Here is a 23,138-nt window from a genome sequence, read left to right as displayed (position 1 = left end):
TATGTTTGAACCGTTCACAGATATTGTACCAAGCTTTTTTGGTTGGTTAAATCAGGGTCCATTAACTCTTACTATCTTTCTTCATACTGTTATTATACTTCCAATGATTTGGATTTATAAACAAGAGAAAGCTCGTTTAGAGAAAGAAAGTTAATAAGTAAGTTTGTCGGCGGGCCTTCGGGCCTGCTTTATCGAAATTTTAGGAGGAAGAATAAAATGAGATTAAATAAATTAGTTATGTCAGTTGCTGCATTAGCAGTGGTTAGTTCAGGTCTATTTGCTGGTGAGTCAAATATGGATGTTGAAAAAGTATTTGAGAAAGAGTGTCAAGGTTGTCACGGTCCTAATCTTGAAGGTGGTGTTGGTTCGGATTTACGTCCAGCTGTAACTGCAAAGAAAAATGCATATATGCTATCAGAAGTAGTTCTTAATGGTCGTGCAGGTACTGCAATGCCAGAATTTAAAGCTAAATTCACTAAAGATGACGCTGATAAAATGGTTGATTATATTCAACATTTTAAAGGTAAAAAAATGGCTGTATTAACACTTGATAGTGTTAAAGCTGGCTGGAAACCTTTAAATGACAGAATGGCATTTTTCAAAAAATATCCACATGCTGTAGATGTTAAGAAAAATACTGATATCTGTTTCGTAACTGAAAGAGATGCTGAGCGTGTTGCATTTGTTGATGGTACTTCAGGTAAAGTTTTATCTAAGCACCCTGCTGGTTTTGCTGTTCACGTAACAGTTACTAACAAGCGTATGCCTCGTTATGCTTACTCTATCTCTCGTTCAGGTCTAGTAACAATGTTCGACCTTAACACTCCGGGTCAGCAAAAAATTGCTCAAACTCAAGTTGGTTCTGATTCTCGTGGTCTAGCAGTTTCTCCAGATGGTAAATACCTAATGGCTGGTAACTACGTTCCAGGTGGAGCAATCCTTATGGATGCAATGACTCTTGAGCCATTAAAAGTTTACCCAACTTCGTCTGTAATTAAGCCAAATGGTGACATCGGTTCATCTCGTGTTGCAGGTATCTTTGATACTCCATATGGTCCATATATTGCATTCGCACTTAAAGATGGTGGTCACGTTTATATCGTAGATTACTCTAAGCCTAATTTCCCAATCGTTGGTGATATTCCAAATATTGGTGATATTCTTCACGATGGTTTCTTAAATGAAGGTAAAGAGATTGGTAGATACTTATTTATCGCATCTCAAGGTTCTGACGTTGTTGGTGTTGTGGATTTCAAAACTAAATCTTTAGTTACTAAAATCTATACAGGTCCTTCAGCTAAGCCACACCCAGGTCAAGGTTCTTCTTGGTACAATGAGCAACTAGGTCAACAACTTGGTGCTACAGTTAACATGAATCTTGGTCAAGTAACTATTTGGGATGATAACTTCGATGTTATTCGTCAGATTCCAATCGGTGGTGGTGGTCTATTCATCGGTACTTCTGAGCATACTCCTTTTCTTTGGGCAGATAATGTACTTGGTGGTGAATCTAACTGGAATAAAGTTCACTTAATTAATAAGCAAACTTTAGAAGTAGATAGAATCATTACTGTTGGTACAGCTAAAGGTACTGTTATAGATCCTGTAACTCACAAAACTCTTTACACATGGGATGTTCCTACTGTTAAAGATAAAGATGGTAAAGCAATTACTCCACGTATCTTACACGCTGAGCCAGCTAATCACGGTTATTGGACTATGATTTCTGAGTGGAATTGTGGAAGAATCGGTATTTATGAAGCTAAAACAGGTAAATTTGTTAAATATATCACAGGTTTAACAACTCCTACTTTTACTTATTCAATCGAGCACAGACAAACTATTCCAGGTGCATAATTTCTAGCACTATGGTATAACTTCTCTCCTTCGGGAGAGAAACCTTCTATAACACTTCAAACTTCTCTAAACTACTTCAAACTTTTATAAATTATGACAAAATTGACTAATATCAACGACAAATAGATAATAAAAAGCTATTCTTTAACTATAAAAAAAAATGACAATATTCTAAATCTTATAAGCTTTTATTCAAGCTTCTTTTTGATAGAATAATGTATCAAATGAAAGAATAAATATGAAAAAACATATACTCTTAACACTTACTTTGTCCTCTCTTTTATATTCTCAGGATTTCGAGGGCAAAAAAGTCTTTGAGACCTACTGTTGGGGCTGTCATCACCAATCAGCTGTAGCTTTTGGTCCTCCATTTACAGAGATAGCTTCTAAACGAACCCTTGATGAAATAGAAGCTTATATTATAGATCCCAAAGCAATGTATAAAGCTTTTGGTTATAAAAGAACAGTTATGACCGAATTAAAATTAAATGACAAAGAGAGAAAAGCTGTGGCTAAATACATACTCTCATATAAAGGTAAATAATGTTTAGACTATCAAACCTAATATCCTCAGTTGTTGAAGACAAAAAAGAAAGAATTTTAAATGGCTCTATAGCTATATGGAACTTTACAAACCGTTGCAACCTATCATGCATGCACTGCTATTCAAAATCAACTCTAGATGAAGTTGACACTCTGACTACTGAACAAATTAAAAAAACTATTTTAGAGATGAAAGAAAATGGTGTTAAGTTCATCATTTTTTCTGGTGGAGAGCCACTGACAAGAAAAGATCTTTTTGAGATAGCTGATTTTTGTAAAGATAACGGCATTATTACTTACCTATCTAGTAATGGTCTATACTTTACAAAAGGAAATATAAAGCGTATTGTAGACACATTTAACTATGTCGGAGTAAGTATTGATGGTGATGAGCCAACACACGACCACTTTCGTGGTCTAAAGGGTGCATTTAGAGAGACCCTAAAAGCTGTTCAACTTGCAAATTCTACAGGTGCAAAAGTTGGTATACGATTTACTATAACTAAAGAGACTATAGATTCTCTAGAGTATATCTTTGATTTAGCAGAAAAAGAGAATATCCCTAAAATCTACATCTCGCATCTGGTATATTCTGGCCGTGGCTTAGATAACCTAAAAATGGATTTAACTAAAGAGCAGAGAAGAAAAAGTGTTGAGTTTATTATAAACAAAGCATTTGAGTACTACAACACAGGTAGAGATATAGAGATAGTAACAGGAAACATGGAGCAAGATGCGATTTTACTACTAGATAAATTTGCACAAGAATACCCAGATCTAAAAGAGGCTATGAGAGATAGACTTGTTACTTGGGGTGGAAACTCAGCTGGTAGAAAACTTCTAAATATCAACAGCGAGGGTGATGTTAGACCAGATCCATTCTTTCCACTTACTGTAGGAAATATTATTAAAGAAGATTTTGGCTCTATCTGGCAGAGTGGTGAGCTTCTAGACCAATTACGTATTCATCCTAGACATCAGATAGGTGGAATCTGTGCAGACTGCGAACAGATTGATATATGTAACGGTGGCTCACGGGCTCGTGCTTATGCAATTACAGGTGATTTATGGAGTGAAGATCCATCATGTTATCTAACTGAAGAAGAAAGAAGGAAACATTAATGAAAATAAATAAACTACTACTTAGTGCAACGCTAATAGCATCTCTATTTGTAAGTGCTGAGGCAAAAGGTGTAAACCCTGTTCTTAGAATGCTAAATACAAATGAAAAAGTTTTTGTTGTAGAGAGAGAAAGTAACTCTTTATGCGTTATTGAAAAAGGAATGACTAAGGGTCATATTGAGGGTATGCACAATATGAATCACGGTGTTGTCAAGTTTGATGGCAAAGATGGTTACGTAATCAGCCGTGACGGATTTGTAATAAAATTTGACCCTGAAAAAGAAGTCATCATAAAAGAGCAAAAGACTAGTGATAGTGCTATTGGTTTTACAATAAGCAAAAACTACCTTGCAGTTGCTAACTACGCTAAAAAAAGTGTAGATATTCTAGATAGAGATCTTAACCCTCTTCAATCATTTGAGACTGGTTCTAAAAATGTTGGTATTAAAATCTATAAAGACTATCTTATCTTTTCACAAATGGATAATGACAAAATCACTGTTTTAAAAGATAAAAACGGTGGCAAAGGTCTTCCAAACTTTGAGATATACAAAGAGTTTGAAGATGTTGGAGTTATGCCATTTGATGCAATGATAAAAGATAATAACTTTATCACTGGATTTTTCAAGAGTGACTTTTTTGGTGTTGTAGATTTAGATACAATGAAATACAAAAAAATACAAATACTGCTTGAAGACAGAAAACCTGTACTAAAAGTTCCGCACTTCGGTTTTTGGAGTATTGGCGGCGGATATGTATTTATTCCTGCTGTTGGAAACAACAAAGTTTTAGTTTACACACCTGATTTTGAATTTGTTAAAAACATAGAAACTGAAGGCTTGCCAGTATTTACAGCTCTATCTCCTGATAAAAAATATTTAGCTGTCACATTTAGTGGAAAGAAATTTCCGGTAATTCAAATCATAGACACTAAAACTCTAGAAGTAATTAAAAGATTTGAATTTGATGGCAAAGTACTACATGTAAGATGGTCAAATGTAAGAGAAAACCTTTATGTATCTGTAAATGATACAAACAAGATTGCAGTTCTAAACACAAAAGAGTGGTATTTAAGTAGAGAGATATTTCAAGTTAAAAAACCATCAGGTATATTTATTTATGAGGAAAAAGAATAATGGGCAGAGTTTATTTAACGGGTGCTGGACCTGGGGACGTTGAGTTATTAACAGTAAAAGCACTTAGAGTTATCAGAGAAGCTGATGTAATTATTTACGATCGTCTTGCTAACCCAGAGTTGTTAAAAGAAGCCAAAAATGGCTGCGAGTTCGTTTATGTAGGCAAAGAAGATGGCCGTCATATCATGCCTCAAGATGACATAAATGAAGTTATCTATCAAAATGCACTAAAACACAAGAGTGTAGTCCGTCTTAAAGGTGGTGATCCTTTTGTATTTGGTCGTGGTGGAGAAGAAGCTCTATATCTATTAGAGAGAAATGTAAAGTTTGAAATAATTCCAGGTATTACTTCTGCAATTTCTGCTCCTGCGTATGCCGGTATTCCAGTTACTCATCGCGGAGTTGCAGTAAGCTTTAGAGTTGTTACTGGGCATGAATCACCAAATAAAAAAGTATCTCAGATTCCATGGGAAACATTTAAAACAGATGACACAATTATATTTTTAATGGGTCTTCATAATCTCCCAAAAATCAGTAAAAAACTTATCGAAATTGGAAAAGCAGCTGACTATCCAGTAGCCGTTATCTCAAAAGGAACAACAAAAGATCAAAGTGTTGTTGTCGGGACTCTAGAAAATATAGTTGAAAAAGCTAAAGATGTACCTACTCCTGCACTTATAGTTGTAGGAAAGGTAGTTGAACTTAGAGAACAACTAAAATGGTTTGAGGGAAATGCCTAAGTCGCAGCACGATTTCAAACAGCCAATCGAGATTGCTAAGAGCATCTACTGGGTTGGCATGTACTTAGAAAATGACCCCTTCCAATGTCACCCTTACTTCATAGAAAATGGTAATGAATCTATATTAATTGACCCAGGCTCGATGCTTGAATTTAATGAGACTGTACGTAAAGTGAAAAGTATAGCGGATATTAAATCTATCAAATACATCATACTACATCACCAAGATCCTGATTTAGCGGCGGCAGTACCCGAGATAGAAAAACTAATAGACAGAGATGATCTGCTTATAGTAACTCATTCTAGGATGTCTCTATTAATCAAACACTACCTTGTGAGCTCAGACTATTATGAGATAGATAAAAATGAAAATCAGCTTGTTACTTCAAGTGGCTTCAAACTAGAATTTCTAACTACTCCTTATTGTCACTCTCCGGGTGCATTTGTAAGTTATGAGCCTAGCAGTAAAACTCTCTTTTCCGGAGATATTTTTGGAGGCATTGAAGAGTCATGGGAGTTTTATGCAGATGAAACATACTTTGACAAAGCAAAGCAATTTCACCAAGAGTATATGCCAAGCAAAGACATATTTAATTATGCGCTTAGTAAGATTGAAAAACTAGATATCGAGCTTATTGCTCCACAGCATGGTTCGGTAATACAAAAAAGATATATAAAAAACCTCATAAATGATATGAAAAATCTAGATTGTGGACTCTACATAGAAGAAAAATATAATCGAGAACTATTAGATACAATTAATGAACTTCAAGAAAAAGAAAAAACAATCCAAGAGAGAGACAGGCAACTATTTGAGCAGTCAAAAAGAGCTGAAATGGGTGAGATGATAGGCAATATTGCACATCAATGGCGCCAACCATTAGCTATTGTCAATACTATCTTAGCAATACTAAAAGAGAAAAATAGTGCAGACATGCTAGATAAAGATGAGATTTCTACAAAGATAGACACAATGGAGAAAAGAGTTGTTTATATGTCAGATACGATAGAAGACTTTATGAACTACTACAAACCAAACAAAGACAAATCACTCTTTAGTATATACACTGCACTAAGCAAAGCTCTAGAGATCACTAACTATACAAACGAGAGTCAAAAGATAGATATAAATATTAGCGGAGATAAAGAGATAAACATCTATGGACTATTAAACGAATTTGTTCAAGTAATAGTTTCCATTTTATCTAATATATATGATATTAGAGAAATTAGAGCTATTCCTGATATAAAAATAGATATTTCCATGCAAAGAGATGAAGATGATTCTATTTTATCTATTAGCGATAATGCCGGTGGAATAGATGTAGATATTCTGCCAAAGATTTTTAATCCATACTTCACAACTAAACATCAATCAATTGGAACAGGGCTAGGTCTACACATTGCAAAAATGATTATTGAAGACAATATGGGTGGCTTACTTAGCGCTTATAACAACGAATATGGTGCAACATTTACAATAAGGATGAAGAATGAAAAGTAATGAATTAATTGAAGATATTTCAATTCTCATAACCGAAGACGAATCAGAACTTAGAGAATATCTTCAAGAATATTTACAGTTATTTTTTAAAAAAGTATACGTCGCAAAATGTGGACATGAGGGATACATACAGTACTTAGAAAAAAGACCTGACATTATTCTAAGCGATATAAATATGCCAAATTTAGATGGGCTATCTATGATTAAACGCATCAGAGAGCGTGACAGTGAAACTGATATAATCATTATGAGTGCACACTCTGAACAAGAGAAACTTCTTCAGGCAATAGAGCTTAAACTTGTTACTTATCTCATAAAGCCTATTAACTCACAAAAGTTAAAAGATGTTTTAATATCTCTTGTTGATAAACTAAGAAGTTCTAAAAAAAGAATTTACCTAAGTCATGAAATTTTTTGGGATAAAGCGTCTTCTACTCTGTGGAATTCTGAAAAACAAATATCTTTAAAAGAAAAAGAACTGATGCTGTTTAAACTACTATGTTCTAAAACAAATCATGCCTTTACAGCTGAAAATATCTTTTACCATATCTATGGAGAACAAGGAGAAAAAGAGTTCTCTGAGTACTCTGTAACATCATTTATAAAACGTCTTAGAGCCAAGTTACCAGAGAACCTAATACAAAATGAATATGGCTTAGGTTACAAGATAGTGCTTAAGTAAACTGACTAAATATGACAAAGTCTTAGATTATAATTACTGTTGAGACTTTTTAATATCTCCTTGATTCACAAACATATTGTACAAAATCAGAATTTATAATTCTGATTTTAGTATACATATAATATCTCTTCAAATAATTAATATTTTTCTAGATTATACTTAAGCCAGAGAAGCTCAGCATCTTTATTTCCACTGTCTTTAGATTTCTTTGCCCATTTTTTTGCTTTTTCAAAATTCTCATTTGTACAATAAATCTCTGCTAACAAATAATATGCTCTTTCATCACCCATCTGTGCATTTTTTTCTAACCACTCTGCAGCTTTATCAAATTTAAGAAGTTGCATATAAACAAGACCTATATTTTTAATGGCTTGTTCATTGCCTTGAAGTGCAGAATCTTCTAAGAGTTCAGATGCTCTCGTAACGTTCTGATCTGCCCCATCACCTCTGTAATACATAAGTGCCAAATTATACTGAGCATTTTGATTCTTTGCATCTGAGGCCTTTTTAAGCCATTTGAATGCATTCTTAGAATCCTGAGCAACATTCTGTCCTGTTAAGTACATCATACCCAAATCATTTTGTGCTCTGGCATCTGAACTATTAGCAGCTTTCTCTAGCCAGTTTATACCTTTTTTTGTATCTTTAAGCACTCCAATACCGTTTAAGTACAAATAACTAAGAGCGTTTTGAGCTGTTGTATCACCAGCTATAGCACTCTTTTCATATAACTTAAATGCTTTCTCATAATCTTTTTTCTTAAAAGCTTCAAGAGCTTCTTTAGTATCTGCAAATAATGATACTGACATTAACAACAACAGAGATAATATATACTTAAACATTAGAATCCTTCTTATTTGGGTTTACAATTTTTCATCATCTCTAACCAATTTAGAGAGAAGTTTTTTAGAGCATAGGCTTTATGGTGTGGAACAGTGCATGATGAGCAGTCTTGGTGAATAACGCCTTTACCTGCAAACTCTTCACCATTGTCTATATCACACGTGCTTAATATTTTAAACTCATTATATGTTCCTAGTCCATCGTCATTAAATCTAAAGTTTGGACAAGCACATGTATAACAATTTAACTTCTCCATGTTATGACATTTTTTATTATCTTTATAAAGAGGACAAAAATCCAACTCTTTTTCTACCATGTTATCAAAATCAAAATACTCAACTATCTCTTCTTTTGAGTAATCTGATTCTACTAATTTATCTATAATTTTTTTATGCTTAAACGCATGGGCATCGAACCATTTAGTATAACTCATAGAGTATATTACCTAAAAAAGTGAAATGATTTAAGCTATAATGCCAAGAAAATAGCAAAATATTGCAAAAGACTAAACTTTGAAAAACTCACACTTTACCTACCTTCTTATTTTGGCAATGTTTTTATGGGGCGGAGGCTGGAGTGCTTTAAAAATTCTTACTTACGACACATCAATAGAGATCATAATTTTTTGGCGTTTTTTTCTTATGAGCATCTCCTTTCTTCCTATTTTATATTTTATGAAAATACCGCTAACTCTCAACAAATCCAGTTTGAGCTTTGTAGCATCTAGCTCTGTTTTAAATATATCCTTTATGATATTCTCATTCTTGGGTGTAAAGTATGGGTTTGCGGGAAATGGCGGGGTAATTATTACAACACTGGCACCTCTGATGACTTTTTTATTGGTTGCCATTATTTTTAAAACTAAATTATTTACTTCTCAATACATTGGGCTGATAATTGGTTTGATTGGCGGGGTCATTATCTTAGAGCTAAATGATTTTAGTATATTTCTAAATAGCTCAAATATATACTTTGTTATATGTGCTATTATCTGGGCTGGAGTTACTCTACTCTCACAATACTCAAACAAGCATATTCACCCTGTACACTATAGTTTTTACATATCTGTAGTAGCAACAATTGCATCGTTAATATATGCACTCAACAGTGACTTGATGAGTGTCTTTGATCAAGGAATAAAATTCTGGATTGCTATGATTTACTTAGCTGTTCTAGGACAAACTATTGCCACTACTATTTTCTTTGTAGCATCTGCAAAATTAGGTAGCCAAAAAACAAGTTCGTTTATGTTTTTAGTTCCAATATTCTCTCTTCTAGTAGCTTGGGCTGTCTTAGGAGAGAGTATACAGTCCCACATACTTATCGGTGGCTCACTTAGCCTTATTGCCGTTTATTTTATAAATAAAAAGAATTAATAGAGTTTTAATATCACTTGTTGTAATATTTTTTATTATTATGTTTTATACAAAGGTACTTATGAAAACTGTTTTAATTATTGGGGGTGGCTTTGCTGGTCTTGAAGCTGCAATCTTTTTAAGAAAATCAAATTATGATGTCACTTTAGTAAGTGAAAGAGATTACTTCTTCATCTACCCTACTTCAATCTGGATTCCAACTAGAGAACAAATTTTTGAGGATGTTTGTATAGATTTAAATGCACTAAAAAAAGTACACGGCTTCAACTTAGTGGTTGATGCTCTTGTAAATATAAATGCAAAACAAAACTTTTACACACTGGCTTCTGGAGAAGTTTTAAAAGATTACGACCATGTTATACTAGCTATGGGTGCTTCAAAGATGAAGCATAAAGGTATAGAAAATACACTATCTATCTGTGGTGCACCTGAGCAGTCTATACAAATTAGAGATTCTATTGAAGCCCTTATAGAAAAAGGAAGCGGTAAAATCTGCTTCGGTTTTGGAGGAAATCCAAAAGACACTTCTGCTGTTCGTGGAGGACCAGCATTTGAGCTACTTTTTAATATTCATAACCTTTTAAAGAAGAAAGGGATTAGAGATAATTTTGAATTGACATTTTTTGCACCAATGCCCGAACCTGGAAAAAGAATGGGTCAAAAAGCTCTTAAAATGATGGCAGTATTTTTTAAAAAACTTGGTATTAACCAACATTTTGGTAAAAAAATCAAAGCATTTGAAGCTAATGGTATTATATTTGAAGATGATACAAAATTAGAATCAGACTTTACAATGTTCATTGCTGCCGGAGATGGTCATAATATTGTAAGAGAGTCAGACCTTCCAACTAATGAAGCTGGATTTATAACTATTGACGATCAGTGTCATGTTGTATTTAATGAGAGTGATATGCCAACTAATATTTATGCCATAGGTGATATTGCAGCTTTAGAAGGAGCAGACTGGAGAGCTAAACAAGGTCATGTTGCAGAAATAATGGCTAGAAATGTCGCTTTTAATATTGCGCAAAAAGATCAAGGAAAATCAGAATTCAAAGGTTACCAAGAGCACATAAATATTCTTTGTATCATGGATAGTGGCAATGGTGCTTCATTTATTTATAGAGATAATAAAAGAGCTCTTATGATTCCTCTTCCTATAGTTGGTCATTGGCTAAAAAAAGGATGGGGTGTGTACTGCAAACTATCTAAACTAAACAAGATACCAAGAATACCAGGTATCTGATATAATGTTCATAACTCACACTTTATCCACACTTTTTAACTTTACAATACGAGTCAAGAAAGAGAAATATAGGACTTTATGTCCTCATGAAGTATAGATTTCTTTCGGTCACTTCCCTTAGATTCAAAGCAATACCGTACTACTTTCCCCTTTAGGGTGCGGTATTACTTTTTTATATCTGTAGACATGTTAGTTGCTTCATACCTCAAGGCATTTTCTTTAGCTTCGCTGTTTGCCTTATTTTTTCTTTTTTGTTTCATTCTTCTTTTTGCAAGTTCGCGCATATCTTCTGTAGTATCACTCTCGTCTACGATCTCTACACCTAAAATTGTCTCAACACAATCTTCTAAAGTAAGTATTCCTTCTGTTTGGTCATAGTTATCTATTACTAAGAACATATGATCTTTTTTAGATATAAATAGGTCTAGAGCCTTTGAAACTGGAATGTTTTCATTGATGGTAAATATATCTTTTTTTATAGAACCTACACTAACACTATCATCTTTCAATGCTTGTTTAAATATCTTTTTAGTTAAAACTATTCCCGTCACATCTTCAAGAGAACCATTGTATACAGGAATACGAGAAAACTTAAATATAGCGCCTTTTGTCTCTAAAATCTCTTTAACACTCATCGTTTCATCAATTCCAAAAACAACACTTCTAGGGGTAAGGACATCTCTTACTTTTATTTTGTTCAGATTTAAAATATTCTCAATAAAATCAGATTCTTTTTCGTCAATAATACCGTCATCTTCACTAAGAAGCATACTGTGAAGTAGTTCTTCTTTCGTTAAACTATTTGCATTTTGCTTTCCTCTAGATATTCTATTTGTAACAAAAAGTGTACTTAAAATGATTGGATAAGTTATAAAGATAAAAACTCTAATAAATTGAGCCGACATAGGAGCTAACTGCTTCCAATAAATTGCTCCGATAGTTTTAGGAATAATTTCTGATAGAAATAAAATAGCGAATGTTAAAACTATTGATACATAAACTACTGCTTCATTTCCAAAAAGAATGGAAGCTTGTGCTCCAACTGCTGCTGCACCTAATGTATTTGCAATTGTATTCAATATTAAAATTGAGGCAATTGATTTATTAATATTTTCTTTATGAAGTCTTAAGTATCTTCCAATTTTTGGCTTCTCTTTCTCTAACACCGAAATATATGACATATTTACCGATAAAAGTACAGACTCTAAAATCGAACACAAAAACGAAACACTCACTGACAAAACGAAAAATAGAATTAATAAATCCATTTATTTTGAATATCCTTTAAATTATAATAAAATTAGTGTTGCAAGACCTAGAAAACTCAAAAACCCTACAACATCTGTTACAGTTGTTAAAATAACTGTACTTCCTATGGCTGGATCAATATCCATTCTCTGTAAAAATAGAGGTATTATTGCACCAAAAAAGCCTGCGGCAAGGAGGTTTATGACCATACTAAGGGCGATGACTACTCCAAGCATTGACATGTCAAACCATGCAGCAGCAACAAAACCCATAATTATAGCAAATAAGATGCCATTACCAAGAGAAATACTTACCTCTTTTTTTATAATCCTCATTGCATCGCCTTGTGATATTTCACCAAGTGCTAATTGTCTTACAACAACTGTTAAACTTTGAGTTCCAGCATTTCCACCCATAGATGCAACAATTGGCATAAGAACAGCAAGTGCAACCATGCTCTCAAGCGTATTTGAAAACATACCAATTACCAAAGAAGCAGCGATAGCTGTAAAGAGGTTAAGAGACAACCAAGTAGCACGCTTACGTCCAGCTTTTAATATCTCATCATCCTCTTCCGCTTCATCATCAACCCCGGCAAGGTTATACATCTGTTCTGTTGCATGTTCATTGATGATGTCATAGATATCATCTGAAGTAATACGACCAAGTAAAACACCATAAGCATTTACAATTGGCATAACAGAGAGGTCATACTCTTCAAAGTAGTGAACTACTTCTTTTATATCATCTCTGTCATAAGCTATTTTTGGCTCAAAACTATCATCACTATCTTCAATATTTTCTTTTAATGTTTTAGTAAAATCAAATATCAACAAATCATCTAAACCAACTGTATATCGAAGCTTATTCTCTTTATTTGTAATAAATAGATTTTGAACATTTTCAAGCTCATTAGCCTTTCTAAGAGCAGCAAATCGTTTTACTACATCATGTACTATCTCATCTTTCAAAGCAGTGAAAACTTCCAGCTGCATATACCTGCCGGCTTCGTCTTCGTCATATGTTTGAAGCTTCGTTATCTCTTGCCTGTCATCTTCATGCAAAGTATCAAAAACCTGAGATGCTACATTCTCATCAACTTCTCCAAGCCCCTGCATAAACTCTAACTGATCATCAGATTCAAGTTCACTAACAGCGTGAGACAACTCGTCTACACTAAGAGACTCAACAACATCATCAAAGTATCTATCAGGAAGGGCAAGAGCAACATCACCAATCAAATTTTTTGGAACTAGTTTTATGGCGTCAGTAAACTCGCTATCATCTAGCTGCTTTAAAATTTTAGCAATATCGGATGGGTGAATCTCACTAATCTCATGAGAATTTAAATACTCTTTTAACTTATTCATATATTGGAATTATACCCTAATTACTTAATTGTCATGATACGTTAAATTCAAATCAAAGTAATATTTAAGATGCCTATACCATTACATTCATAATTAAGTTAAAAGAGTAATAATGTATAATATATCTTCATAAAAGGAAAAATTATTATGGTAAATATTGAAGATTTAAAAAACAAAATTATTCAAGGCTTAAGCCTTGAAGATATTAGCCCAGATGAGATAGAAGATGATATGCCACTTTTTGGGGATGAAGGTCTTGGACTAGACTCCGTAGATGCTATTGAGCTAACTCTGATTTTAGAAAAAGAATTTGGTGTTAAAGTTACTAATATGGCTGAAGCTGAAAATATATTCGCTTCTTGTGAATCATTAACAGCATACATAAATGAGCAATTAAAAAATTGAGTAAAACATACATAACTGCTTGTGCCATGCAAAGCGCTTCAGGAGACACTAAAAAGACTTTAGACGCTGTGTTTCATAAAAAAAGTGCTTTAAGCGTTTATGATAATATTGTCAGTGAAAAAAAAGTATGTATAGGAAAGTTTGAAAAAGGTTTTAACTTCGATGAACTTCTTATTAAAAGTGTTAAAGAAGTTCTAAATGCTTCTAACTTAAAAGATTTTTCAAACACCCTTCTGCTTGTAGGCTCATCAGTTGGTGGTATGGCAACAACAGAAAAGATCCTTTTTAAAGATAAAAACTACAAAAATATCAATCCGCAAAAACACACTATAAACGTCATAGCTTCTACTTTAGATGCTAAGTTTAATTTCTTATCACATCGCTCATATTCAACCGCTTGTACCTCTAGTGCAAATGCGCTAAAAACTGCAAAAGAGCTTATTGCTATAAATGCATATGAAAATATTTTAGTAGTAGGTGCTGATGAGATATGTTCTACTACTGTTTTTGGTTTTAGTTCTTTAGGCATTTTATCTGATGAAATTTGTACACCTTTTAAGAGTGAGAGAAAAGGGATGAATGTAGCCGAAGGCATCGGCGCTTTACTGCTTCAAAATTTTCCAACTAAAAACTCTGTGGAGTTATGTGGTTGTGGTGCAAGCAGTGATGCTTACCATATTGCGAATCCAGATCCAACTTCAACTGGAGCAATATCTGCTATAAATAAAGCACTATCAGATGCTAATATAGAAGCAAATCAAATTGGCTATATCAATGCTCATGGAACTGGCACACAGGCAAACGATGAATCAGAGGCAAATGCAATACTTGAAATATTTGGCAATGAAGTAGCTGTTAGTTCATCAAAATCAAACTTAGGCCATACTCTTGGTGCTGCCGGAGCCATAGAAGCAATAATATGCGTAGAAGCTCTAAAAAAACAACTAATGCCTCCTCAACTCGATTGCACACAAAAAGAAAAAGATATAAACCTAATATCAGATGCAAGAGAATCAAAGATAGAGTACGCACTCAGCAACTCTTTTGCTTTTGGCGGAAATAATGTTGCACTTGTTTTTGGAGTTGTTAATGAAAGTTAATGTTGAGATCATAAAAAAGGCTATTATTCATCACCCTTTAAAAATTGAAAACCTCAATGAAAAAGAGCTTGTCACAAAGATGATGATCAGACGTAGGCTAAGTCGAAGTTCAAAAATACTGATTTACCTTGCACATGAATGTGACTTTCAAAAAGGTGCTATAGTTTATGGAAGTGCCTATGGAGAACTTGGAGATAGTGTAGCTATATTAGAAGCTATAAATTCTAAAGAAGCAGTAAGCCCAACCGCCTTTCAAAACTCTGTTTACAATACTGCTCCCTCTTATCACTCTATAGTTGAGTGCAATACAGATGAAATACTTACTTTATCATCTGGTGACAATACTTCATACACTGTTATGCAACAAGGTGCTTTAGCTCTGCAAAGCAAGACGCAAGTTTTTGTATGCGCAATTGAAGCTATGAATTTTGATGGTGTTGATGTTTTAAACAAGTGTAAAGATGAACTTGAATACGGTATAGCTTTTGTCATTAAAAAAACAGAAGATTCAGCAAACTTAATAATACAAAATAACGCTCTTGCTGGTGTACCAAACTCTTTAGAATGGATGAAAAACTTATATGATTTGTGTAAAGAAAATGATAGATGCATAATAGAAGTAGAGCTGTGAAAGAGTTAAATCTACCTCATCAGGCACCTGTAAGATTTGCAAAATATATTATCTCAAAAGATGAGACTTCAGCTCTTGTAAGAGCTGAGTTTGAATCTTTACCAACACTTTCCATGCTTGTTGAAGCAGCCGCACAAAGTAGTGCTGCATTTAGTGATGGCGAAGGAAAGATGGGGTTTTTAGTGACTCTAAAGAATGTCAAGCTTATAAAAAAAGCAGAATCTTTAGAGTACGATATTAGAGTAACTTACCAGCATGCTCTAGATGCATTGACTTATTTCAGTTTTGAAGCAAGTCATTCTAAGAAACTTATAGCATCTGGTGTTTTTGTTATAGCCTTGCAGTAAATTATCTAATCTTTATTGCATACGTAGAGTAATCATACTCCTGTAACAAAGATAGTAACTTCTCAAAAGCAAAGTTACTATCATCAAGAAGACTGTGACCAACATTTTCAAACTGATTGAGATCTATAGGTTCTTTCGAATAGATTGCTACATAAAGTTCTCGTATAGTTTTACCGTATGGATTTGCTATTTTAAAAACATCTTCATTTTTTGCATCAGGATATTTAAAAGATTTGTCTGATTTTTTATTTGATAAAAGAACACCTACTTTTCCATTATGCTCAACATATAAAATAGATATATACCCACTCTTTTTGTGCTCCAATTCAAAGAACATCTCATCATGAGTAACATAAATCTTTTGATTTGCTTTCATTGAGATAGCTTTAGTTTTTTGATTTGAAAATAGTTTATAGAAGTTCACTTGGTTTATCGGAACCAGCACATCTCTATACTTTAACTGCCAAAGGTTGTCTTTTCTGACTACATTATAGTTAAGCTTATGTTTTAACTCAGCATCTATGCTTTTACCAAGAGGAGTATTTTTTAAATATCTGTTTTGATTTTCATCTTTAAAAGTCTCAGGCAAAGATTTTCTAAACTTTATCTCAACAGGAGAGTTGTCATATTTTGCAGCTACCCACCATAAATCTTTGTTTTGCTCGATTTTTATAAATTCAACACCACTCAATATAGCTTTTGAGCGAGTGTGTAAATCTACAGAAGAATTATTGCTGGCTTTACCGTTGTTGTCTTTTGTAGATATATCAACATTTGACTCTACGCTTACAGATATGGAATGTGTGATATCCATCATAGCATTCTGCTTTGCTTTTTCAAGTGAAGTATCCATTCCATACCCGATAATATAATTTTTATCATGTTTTAAATTAAACATCCACGCAGGTGATGCAAAAGACAAAATTGGTACAAGAAAAAGAAAAAATATTTTATTCATTAATATAACAGCACCGATTTATTTCCGTAAATTTGAGGAACTTGTTTATAACCAATTCCCTTCATTAACGATGATCTCTTAACACTGCTTTTTATTTCAGGATAAATCTTATTTAGATTAGTTTCGCCATCAGACAACTCTTTTATAAGATAGTAAGAAAACATTCTTTGTCCCTTGTCTCTATAGTCATTTGCGAAATCAGTTGATTGACCTGCTGTAATAATAGTAATGTTATCCGCATCTATAACAGTTTTTTTGCTCTTAAGAACTGGTGCTACACCTCTGTATAACAAGCCTCCCTTATCATCTTTCCCGCTGAAACAACTATCCATAAACACAAATACATTTTTTACATTTAATGTTGATAGTTTTGCATAAATATTATCCAGTTTCAAGCTTGGCTCCAAATGTATGCCATCTGCAGTCATATCATATGGCAACATATATGTGCTACCATCTTTACCAGGAACACCATGTCCGGCAAAATATATATAGATATTGCCTCGTTTATCTGCAAGCTCTTTTAATAATTCAATCTTTGCTTTTAACTGCCCAGATGTAGCCTCATCATTTACAAGGGTTATAATATTTTGTTTTGGTATACCGAAGGTTTTATTTGCCAGTTCTGCAAAAGCTAGAGCCGATGTATCTGCGTATTCAACCGGAGTATTTTGTTGATACCTGCTTATCCCTATTACAAGTGCGAAAGAATCTTCTTTTTCTTTGACAGATTTTTTAAATGTATATGGGTAACCTGAAGAACTGCCATTTTTTGCTTTATGATTTCCATTTACAGCCAATGGAGTACCTATCTGTGCATTAGAATTATCCAATGCTAATCTAGCATCTATATTTTTTTTAAGGTTTGCCACCCAAGAGTTATAAGTTCTATGTACTTTTGTTCCATCATATTTTAGATTTTTACTATCCATATAACTTATACTGTAATTAGTTGTATCATAATTTATTTTTACTTTTGCCATATAGTTTTTAATTACTATCTCAGCCTCAATCTCTCCTGGTTTTACTACTCTAGTAGTCCAACCCTTTTGGAAAGCACCTGCCTGAATTGCTTTTGTTACGTCTTCCATCGGAACTTTTTGTTTAATAGGCACATTGCTAAGATTTAAAACCTGCTTAGTACATCCCTGAAAAAACAATCCGACAAATAGCACCGAAACTAATATTTTTTTTAACATGAAAAAACCCTTATTTTTGTTTTAATTATATCATTTTATTTTTATTTTTAAAACTATTGTTTATTAATTTACTAAAATTACTTCACTATATATTCAGCAACACAAAAGAATATTTTAAATACCATGATATTAAATTTTTCAAGGAAAAAACAATGAAAAAAACACTTTCGGTTCTAGTATTATTTTTTACAACACTTATTATGCTTGGTTGTGGCCCGGCCAAACTGACACCTGCACAGCAAACTTTAGTAGATTCTCAAGCTTCACTATACACACAGGTGGCTATGTGGACAGAAAAAAATAAAGTACAAGGTCTTAACTTTTCGAGAGGTTTGCTTATACCAATAAACGCACAAGTTAAAATTATAAGTGCCAGTAATAATGGCATTGTATTTAAATATCTTGGTGCTGAAATAACGTATACTACATCAACTAAATACACAAAGATTGATACCTCTGAGATGTTAAATAGATTGTTTGCTAAAAGCACAGTAGATTTATCTAAATATGATGAAGCTGTAAAAGAAAATATTAAAAATGGTAAAGTCGTGGTAGGTATGACAAAAGACGAGGTTTTACTGGCTCGCGGTTATCCACCTTTACACCAGACCCTTTCTCTAAAAGCTGATTTATGGAAATATTGGGATCACCGATTTAAAACTTCTCAATATAAATTTCAAGATAACAGAGTTGTAGAAATTATTGGTGGGGCTACTTAATATCTACAAGTAAAAATGTAAGGTTATCCCTTAACCTTACATATCATTAAAGTATGACCAAAGCCAAGACCATTTATTTCTTCTTCGACCTCAAGACCAGCTTCATTTGCAAACTTTTTCATTTCGCTTGCTCTATACATTTTACTTGTTCCATTTGCAAGAGCCGTAAAATATGGTGATGTGTTTATGAGACAGTATGAACCAATCTCATGACTTTGTCTATCCCAAAATGGTTCAACTATATAAACTCTTCCATCCTTGTTTAAGGCTTCTTTGGAACGTTTTAAAAGTGCGATTATATCTTGCGGAGCAAAACAATCCAAGAACTGACTCATCCAAACACCGTCAAACCCATTTGGAAAAGGTATGCTGTGATCAAGCAAGTCTATAGCAATACCATCAACTCTCTCACCAACACCGTTTGCATCTGCATTTTGTATAGCAACGTCTATTTGACCTTGATGATCAAGGATTGTAACCGTAGTATCAGGTGATACTTTAGTTAATGCGATAGACCATTTTCCAGTATTTCCACCAGGTTCAAGAAGCTTTTTAATACCTTTTTGACTCATAATATCCACAAGCTTCACAAAGGCAGCATCTGAGTAGAAGTGATCAAAAGCGAACCAACTCTGCTTTGCCTTTGGCGGTAGTTCAGATAGTATAGGATAAATCGTTTCCTCTTTTGAAAATGTTTCGTGTAGTCCTGATGGTTTTTGTGTTTTAAGTGCTTCATCTAAGAAGAATAGCCCTTGATAATTCACATCATGATTAAAGTCCATATTAACTCTTGTCATCTCATCATTTAGTAGGAAATAACCAATTTTTGTTAATGTGTAAATATCATTTTCTAACTTCAATGCACCCATACTGAAACCTGACTCACATAAGATTTGTGCCGCATAAAGCGTTAAGCCAAGCTTGTTTGAAATAGTTTCTACACTAAAGCCTTTTCTGTTATTTTGAAGTAGTTCAAAAACTCCCCAATCACGAAGTAATCTTGCCGTTTGAAAAACTACTGGACCAAAAGCAATTTTTTGAGCTTCTAAAAGAGCTTTTTCTCCGCTTATGTCATCACTTTCAAACATTAGTTAGCTTTAGTTGTATTAGTGTCTTTTTTCTTATTCTCTTCATACTCTTCTGTAGACTTTTTAAAATCTTTTTTGCCATCATTCCATCTCTTTGATGTACCATCTTTTACATTATGCCAATTTGTTTTAAACTCTTTTTTTGTACAGCCTGTAGTAAGTAATAATGCTGCTATTAATATAAAAAAATATTTCATGATTTTGCCTTTTTAAAATTGTATCAATTGTACTAAAGCTTTGTTTATTTTTAGCATAAACAGGGTAAAATAATTTATAAATTTTAAAAAGAGTAATATGCTAATTGATAAGTTATACACGCTCTTGCACAAAGACGAAGCAAGTGCTATAGTGGAATTTTGTGATGAAAATCACCCGATTTTTAAAGCCCACTTTCCAACTCAACCAATTTTACCTGGATTTGTGCATTTTGAAATAGTTGCAGATGTTTTTGACCTCGATATCACTACGATAAAAAAGGCAAAATTCACTAAAATAATCACTCCTTCTCAGACAATCAAATATGAAAGAAATGACAACAAATTCAGAGTATTCTGCCAAGATGCAGAAGTAGCAAGTTTCAGCCTGTGAATTTTTGTATAGTTATTCCAGTTTACAACTCTCCATACATCAAAGAAGTCATTGAAGATGTTTTAAGTTATGGCTACAAAGTTATAGTTGTAGATGATGGCTCAGACAAGCCCGTAGATGCTGAAAATTTGGATATAGAATTAGTTACGCATCCTATCAATATGGGTAAGGGTGAAGCAATTTTAAGTGGGGCAAAGAAAGCAAAAGAGTTGGGTTATGACTCTTTTGTGAGTGTAGATGCAGACAAACAGCATCTAAGCTCACAGATTCAAAAGCTGACAGATGCATACGAAGATGAGACCATTGTTATAGGAAACCGTAACTTCGAGCAGGAAAATATTCCAAATAGTTCAAAGTTTGGCAGAAAATTCAGTAACTTCTGGATTATGCTCGAGACTCTAAAATCTCTAAGTGATACACAGAGCGGTTTTAGAATGTACCCTGTTTCTATACTGGAACTCCCACTTACGAATCGTCGTTTTGATTTTGAAGTTGAGATATTGGTACATCACTCATACAGGGGCGGGAAGATTAAAGATGTAGAAGTTGAGTGCTACTATCCACCGCACGGAGAAAGAGTTTCTCACTTTGATAAACTTTGGGACAATGTACATATAACTCTGCTTCACATAAAACTGCTTATGCAGAGATATCTTCTACTTAGAGGCTGGTTGTGGAAATAAAGCAACGAGGAAATGCATATGGGTATAAACTGCTACTCTTTGCATATAATATTTTTGGCTATAACTTAGTTGCTTTTATACTGAACTTTGTCGCTCTTTATTACCTCTTTTTTGCACCAAGTGTAAAAAAGTCTATGAAAAGCTATTATGACAATCAAGGGATAAAACTAACCAATAAAAGCTATTTTAATCACTTAAAAATGTTTGCTATCTCAATCTTTGATAGATTTGTCTCTCGTATAAAACCTGAAGATTTGACTTTTTGCGTACACAATAGTGACGTCATAAAACTACTCAATGAAAATGGTGGCATTATATTGCTTTCTCATGTTGGAAGTTGGGCAAGTGCCGCTCACTGTCTAAACGATGAACTTCCACCAATGAGCATAGTTATGCGTGAAAACACAAAAGAAAACATCCAACAAGTAGAGAAAAACAATGAAAGAGAGAATGAGCAAAGAGTAAAGATTATAGACCTAAATCAAGGTGCAATCTCTGCAAATATTCAAATAGCAAATGCTCTAATGAACAAAGAGTTAGTAGCGATGATGGCAGATAGAGCTGTAGATAAAACTAAAACTGTAAAAGTAGAGTTTTTAAATAAAAATGTACTAATAAATAAAAACCCATTTGAAATTGCTCTTAGAGTTAAAAAGCCTCTTGTAGCTATCTTTGTTACAAATTATTCACTAAATAAATACGACATAAACTTAGAACTGATTGAAGATGGCTCTATAGAGCAAATGTCTCAAGATTATACGAATATCTTACAGAAAACAATAAAAAAACATCCTAATCAATGGTATAATTTTTATGATTTTTTTAAAAAGACAAATGTATGAAAAAAGTTTTAGTACTTTACTACTCACAAACAGGACAGCTTAAACGCGTTATTGATAGTTTTGTATCTGATTTATCAGATGAAGAGATAAAACTGGACATAAAAGCAATTACACCAAAAGTAAAGTACCCTTTTCCTTGGCCATTTTACCAATTCTTTGATGAATTTCCAGAGTCAGTTTTTATGGATGGTTGCGAGATTAATGAGCTTGAAGATTTAGAAGATGATTATGACTTGATTATCTTAGGATATACAGTTTGGTATATGGCTCCATCTATTCCCATCACTGCTTTTATGCAATCAGCTCAAGCAAAACAAATCTTTAAAAACAAGCCTGTCGTTACACTCGTAGCCTGTCGTGACATGTGGGTTTTAGCTCAAGAAAAAATCAAAGATATGCTACAAACAGTTGATGCAAAGCTCATAGACCATGTAGCTTTAACAGATCAAGGAGGCAGTGTTCTTAGCCTTGTAACACTTCCAAAATTTCTTCTAACTGGCAATAAAGAATCATTTGCATTTTTTCCACCTGCGGGAATCAAAGAGTCTGAAATACAAGAAGCTTCGAGATTTGGTAAAAGATTAAACGAAGCACTTCATCAAGACAGAGAAAAAACTGGTGAAGCACTCCTTAAAAACTTAGGTGCGGCAACTGTAAATGGAAAACTTATAGCTACCGAGAAAATAGCAGACAGAAGCTTTAAAATCTGGAGCAAACTTATAAAAGCATCAGGAAAAAAGTACTCACTTGGGAGAAAGATAACGATAACAATATATGTAACTTTTTTAATTACTCTGATATTAACAGTTATACCAATAAATATAATTGCTAGAAAAATTTTAAACATATTTCAAAAAGAAAAACTTAAAACGATGGAAGAACATTATGAATTACCAAGTGGAAGATAAGGG

The 23,138-nt window shown here is 33.4% G+C and carries 27 protein-coding genes; 19 read left to right on the top strand and 8 right to left on the bottom strand.

Annotated features, from left to right (window positions below; genetic code table 11):
* Position 1: 1 nt before the first annotated feature.
* The 8 genes from SMGD1_RS14720 to SMGD1_RS07035 all read left to right on the top strand — a co-directional run bounded on the left by SMGD1_RS14720 (position 2) and on the right by SMGD1_RS07035 (position 7,584).
* Positions 2-154 carry a hypothetical protein gene (locus SMGD1_RS14720; RefSeq protein ID WP_008335445.1) on the top strand — a complete coding sequence of 51 codons (153 nt, stop codon included), beginning with the start codon at positions 2-4 and terminating at the stop codon, positions 152-154.
* A gap of 62 nt (positions 155-216) precedes the next feature.
* Complete coding sequence (locus SMGD1_RS07065) at positions 217-1,857, top strand: nitrite reductase (protein ID WP_008335683.1); 1,641 nt, start codon at positions 217-219, stop codon at positions 1,855-1,857.
* A 238-nt stretch (positions 1,858-2,095) separates the two neighbouring features.
* On the top strand, positions 2,096-2,401 hold the full coding sequence (locus SMGD1_RS07060) for a c-type cytochrome (RefSeq protein WP_008341009.1): 306 nt from the start codon (positions 2,096-2,098) through the stop codon (positions 2,399-2,401).
* The gene (locus SMGD1_RS07055) at positions 2,401-3,522 is read left to right on the top strand and encodes a radical SAM/SPASM domain-containing protein (RefSeq protein ID WP_008336357.1); all 1,122 of its coding nucleotides are present in this window, start codon (positions 2,401-2,403) and stop codon (positions 3,520-3,522) included. The genes SMGD1_RS07060 and SMGD1_RS07055 overlap by 1 nt, the downstream gene beginning before the upstream one ends.
* The gene (locus SMGD1_RS07050; protein WP_008335669.1) at positions 3,522-4,658 is read left to right on the top strand and encodes a cytochrome D1 domain-containing protein; all 1,137 of its coding nucleotides are present in this window, start codon (positions 3,522-3,524) and stop codon (positions 4,656-4,658) included. The genes SMGD1_RS07055 and SMGD1_RS07050 overlap by 1 nt, the downstream gene beginning before the upstream one ends.
* Positions 4,658-5,398, top strand: coding sequence for a uroporphyrinogen-III C-methyltransferase (cobA, locus tag SMGD1_RS07045; RefSeq protein WP_008335664.1), 741 nt, complete (start codon positions 4,658-4,660; stop codon positions 5,396-5,398). Before SMGD1_RS07050 ends, cobA begins: the two co-directional genes overlap by 1 nt.
* On the top strand, positions 5,391-6,902 hold the full coding sequence (locus SMGD1_RS07040) for an oxygen-binding di-iron domain-containing protein (RefSeq protein WP_008335313.1): 1,512 nt from the start codon (positions 5,391-5,393) through the stop codon (positions 6,900-6,902). The genes cobA and SMGD1_RS07040 overlap by 8 nt, the downstream gene beginning before the upstream one ends.
* Positions 6,892-7,584, top strand: coding sequence for a response regulator transcription factor (locus SMGD1_RS07035; RefSeq protein WP_008336971.1), 693 nt, complete (start codon positions 6,892-6,894; stop codon positions 7,582-7,584). The genes SMGD1_RS07040 and SMGD1_RS07035 overlap by 11 nt, the downstream gene beginning before the upstream one ends.
* Before the next feature lie 137 nt (positions 7,585-7,721).
* Here SMGD1_RS07035 and SMGD1_RS07030 read toward each other — a convergent pair whose 3' ends face one another.
* Positions 7,722-8,426, bottom strand: a complete 705-nt coding sequence (locus SMGD1_RS07030; protein WP_008336834.1) for a tetratricopeptide repeat protein — start codon at positions 8,424-8,426, stop codon at positions 7,722-7,724.
* Between the two features lie 11 nt (positions 8,427-8,437).
* Positions 8,438-8,860, bottom strand: a complete 423-nt coding sequence (locus tag SMGD1_RS07025) for a hypothetical protein (protein WP_008336821.1) — start codon at positions 8,858-8,860, stop codon at positions 8,438-8,440.
* Between the two features lie 79 nt (positions 8,861-8,939).
* Between SMGD1_RS07025 and SMGD1_RS07020 the strand changes: the two genes are divergently transcribed.
* Together SMGD1_RS07020 and SMGD1_RS07015 are read left to right on the top strand one after the other, a co-directional pair.
* The gene (locus tag SMGD1_RS07020) at positions 8,940-9,803 is read left to right on the top strand and encodes a DMT family transporter (protein ID WP_008335106.1); all 864 of its coding nucleotides are present in this window, start codon (positions 8,940-8,942) and stop codon (positions 9,801-9,803) included.
* 61 nt (positions 9,804-9,864) lie between these two features.
* Positions 9,865-11,049, top strand: coding sequence for an NAD(P)/FAD-dependent oxidoreductase (locus tag SMGD1_RS07015; RefSeq protein WP_008336315.1), 1,185 nt, complete (start codon positions 9,865-9,867; stop codon positions 11,047-11,049).
* A gap of 164 nt (positions 11,050-11,213) precedes the next feature.
* Here SMGD1_RS07015 and SMGD1_RS07010 read toward each other — a convergent pair whose 3' ends face one another.
* Positions 11,214-12,317, bottom strand: a complete 1,104-nt coding sequence (locus tag SMGD1_RS07010) for a CNNM domain-containing protein (RefSeq protein ID WP_081444036.1) — start codon at positions 12,315-12,317, stop codon at positions 11,214-11,216.
* A 21-nt stretch (positions 12,318-12,338) separates the two neighbouring features.
* Positions 12,339-13,667 (bottom strand): magnesium transporter, encoded by a 1,329-nt coding sequence (mgtE, locus tag SMGD1_RS07005; protein ID WP_008335789.1) that lies wholly within the window; start codon positions 13,665-13,667, stop codon positions 12,339-12,341.
* Positions 13,668-13,814: 147 nt separating this feature from the next.
* On the opposite strand from mgtE, the gene SMGD1_RS07000 reads away from it, so the two are divergent.
* Genes SMGD1_RS07000 through SMGD1_RS06985 form a run of 4 tightly spaced genes read left to right on the top strand, consistent with a single transcriptional unit; the run spans position 13,815 to position 16,150 of the window.
* Positions 13,815-14,072, top strand: a complete 258-nt coding sequence (locus SMGD1_RS07000) for a phosphopantetheine-binding protein (protein ID WP_008335260.1) — start codon at positions 13,815-13,817, stop codon at positions 14,070-14,072.
* Positions 14,069-15,172 (top strand): beta-ketoacyl-[acyl-carrier-protein] synthase family protein, encoded by a 1,104-nt coding sequence (locus SMGD1_RS06995; protein WP_008335744.1) that lies wholly within the window; start codon positions 14,069-14,071, stop codon positions 15,170-15,172. Before SMGD1_RS07000 ends, SMGD1_RS06995 begins: the two co-directional genes overlap by 4 nt.
* Positions 15,162-15,803 (top strand): beta-ketoacyl synthase chain length factor, encoded by a 642-nt coding sequence (locus SMGD1_RS06990; RefSeq protein ID WP_008341007.1) that lies wholly within the window; start codon positions 15,162-15,164, stop codon positions 15,801-15,803. The genes SMGD1_RS06995 and SMGD1_RS06990 overlap by 11 nt, the downstream gene beginning before the upstream one ends.
* Positions 15,779-16,150, top strand: a complete 372-nt coding sequence (locus SMGD1_RS06985; protein WP_008341006.1) for a hypothetical protein — start codon at positions 15,779-15,781, stop codon at positions 16,148-16,150. The genes SMGD1_RS06990 and SMGD1_RS06985 overlap by 25 nt, the downstream gene beginning before the upstream one ends.
* A gap of 1 nt (position 16,151) precedes the next feature.
* On the opposite strand, the gene SMGD1_RS06980 is transcribed toward SMGD1_RS06985, so the two are convergent.
* A complete protein-coding gene (locus tag SMGD1_RS06980) occupies positions 16,152-17,108 on the bottom strand; it encodes an LPP20 family lipoprotein (protein ID WP_008336160.1) in 957 nt (318 codons plus the stop codon).
* On the bottom strand, positions 17,108-18,307 hold the full coding sequence (locus SMGD1_RS06975; RefSeq protein WP_241761454.1) for a caspase family protein: 1,200 nt from the start codon (positions 18,305-18,307) through the stop codon (positions 17,108-17,110). Before SMGD1_RS06975 ends, SMGD1_RS06980 begins: the two co-directional genes overlap by 1 nt.
* A 152-nt stretch (positions 18,308-18,459) precedes the next feature.
* Here SMGD1_RS06975 and SMGD1_RS06970 point away from each other — a divergent pair, with 152 nt between their 5' ends.
* Positions 18,460-19,026, top strand: a complete 567-nt coding sequence (locus tag SMGD1_RS06970; protein ID WP_008336771.1) for a hypothetical protein — start codon at positions 18,460-18,462, stop codon at positions 19,024-19,026.
* A gap of 23 nt (positions 19,027-19,049) precedes the next feature.
* On the opposite strand, the gene SMGD1_RS06965 is transcribed toward SMGD1_RS06970, so the two are convergent.
* The gene (locus SMGD1_RS06965) at positions 19,050-20,114 is read right to left on the bottom strand and encodes an SAM-dependent methyltransferase (RefSeq protein WP_008335714.1); all 1,065 of its coding nucleotides are present in this window, start codon (positions 20,112-20,114) and stop codon (positions 19,050-19,052) included.
* On the bottom strand, positions 20,114-20,311 hold the full coding sequence (locus tag SMGD1_RS06960) for a hypothetical protein (protein ID WP_008335442.1): 198 nt from the start codon (positions 20,309-20,311) through the stop codon (positions 20,114-20,116). Before SMGD1_RS06960 ends, SMGD1_RS06965 begins: the two co-directional genes overlap by 1 nt.
* 97 nt (positions 20,312-20,408) lie before the next feature.
* Between SMGD1_RS06960 and SMGD1_RS06955 the strand changes: the two genes are divergently transcribed.
* The 4 genes from SMGD1_RS06955 to SMGD1_RS06940 are packed head-to-tail and all read left to right on the top strand — an operon-like array spanning position 20,409 to position 23,135.
* Complete coding sequence (locus SMGD1_RS06955; RefSeq protein ID WP_008336546.1) at positions 20,409-20,702, top strand: ApeI family dehydratase; 294 nt, start codon at positions 20,409-20,411, stop codon at positions 20,700-20,702.
* The gene (locus SMGD1_RS06950) at positions 20,699-21,385 is read left to right on the top strand and encodes a glycosyltransferase family 2 protein (protein ID WP_008336996.1); all 687 of its coding nucleotides are present in this window, start codon (positions 20,699-20,701) and stop codon (positions 21,383-21,385) included. The genes SMGD1_RS06955 and SMGD1_RS06950 overlap by 4 nt, the downstream gene beginning before the upstream one ends.
* Complete coding sequence (locus SMGD1_RS06945; RefSeq protein WP_008336223.1) at positions 21,376-22,227, top strand: lysophospholipid acyltransferase family protein; 852 nt, start codon at positions 21,376-21,378, stop codon at positions 22,225-22,227. Before SMGD1_RS06950 ends, SMGD1_RS06945 begins: the two co-directional genes overlap by 10 nt.
* The gene (locus SMGD1_RS06940; RefSeq protein ID WP_008335391.1) at positions 22,224-23,135 is read left to right on the top strand and encodes an NADPH-dependent FMN reductase family protein; all 912 of its coding nucleotides are present in this window, start codon (positions 22,224-22,226) and stop codon (positions 23,133-23,135) included. Before SMGD1_RS06945 ends, SMGD1_RS06940 begins: the two co-directional genes overlap by 4 nt.
* Positions 23,136-23,138 lie beyond the last annotated feature (3 nt).

This window comes from Sulfurimonas gotlandica GD1 (assembly GCF_000242915.1).
Classification (GTDB): domain Bacteria; phylum Campylobacterota; class Campylobacteria; order Campylobacterales; family Sulfurimonadaceae; genus Sulfurimonas; species Sulfurimonas gotlandica.
Note: the sequence above shows the minus strand (reverse complement) of the source record. Positions and strands in the feature narration are given on the sequence as shown.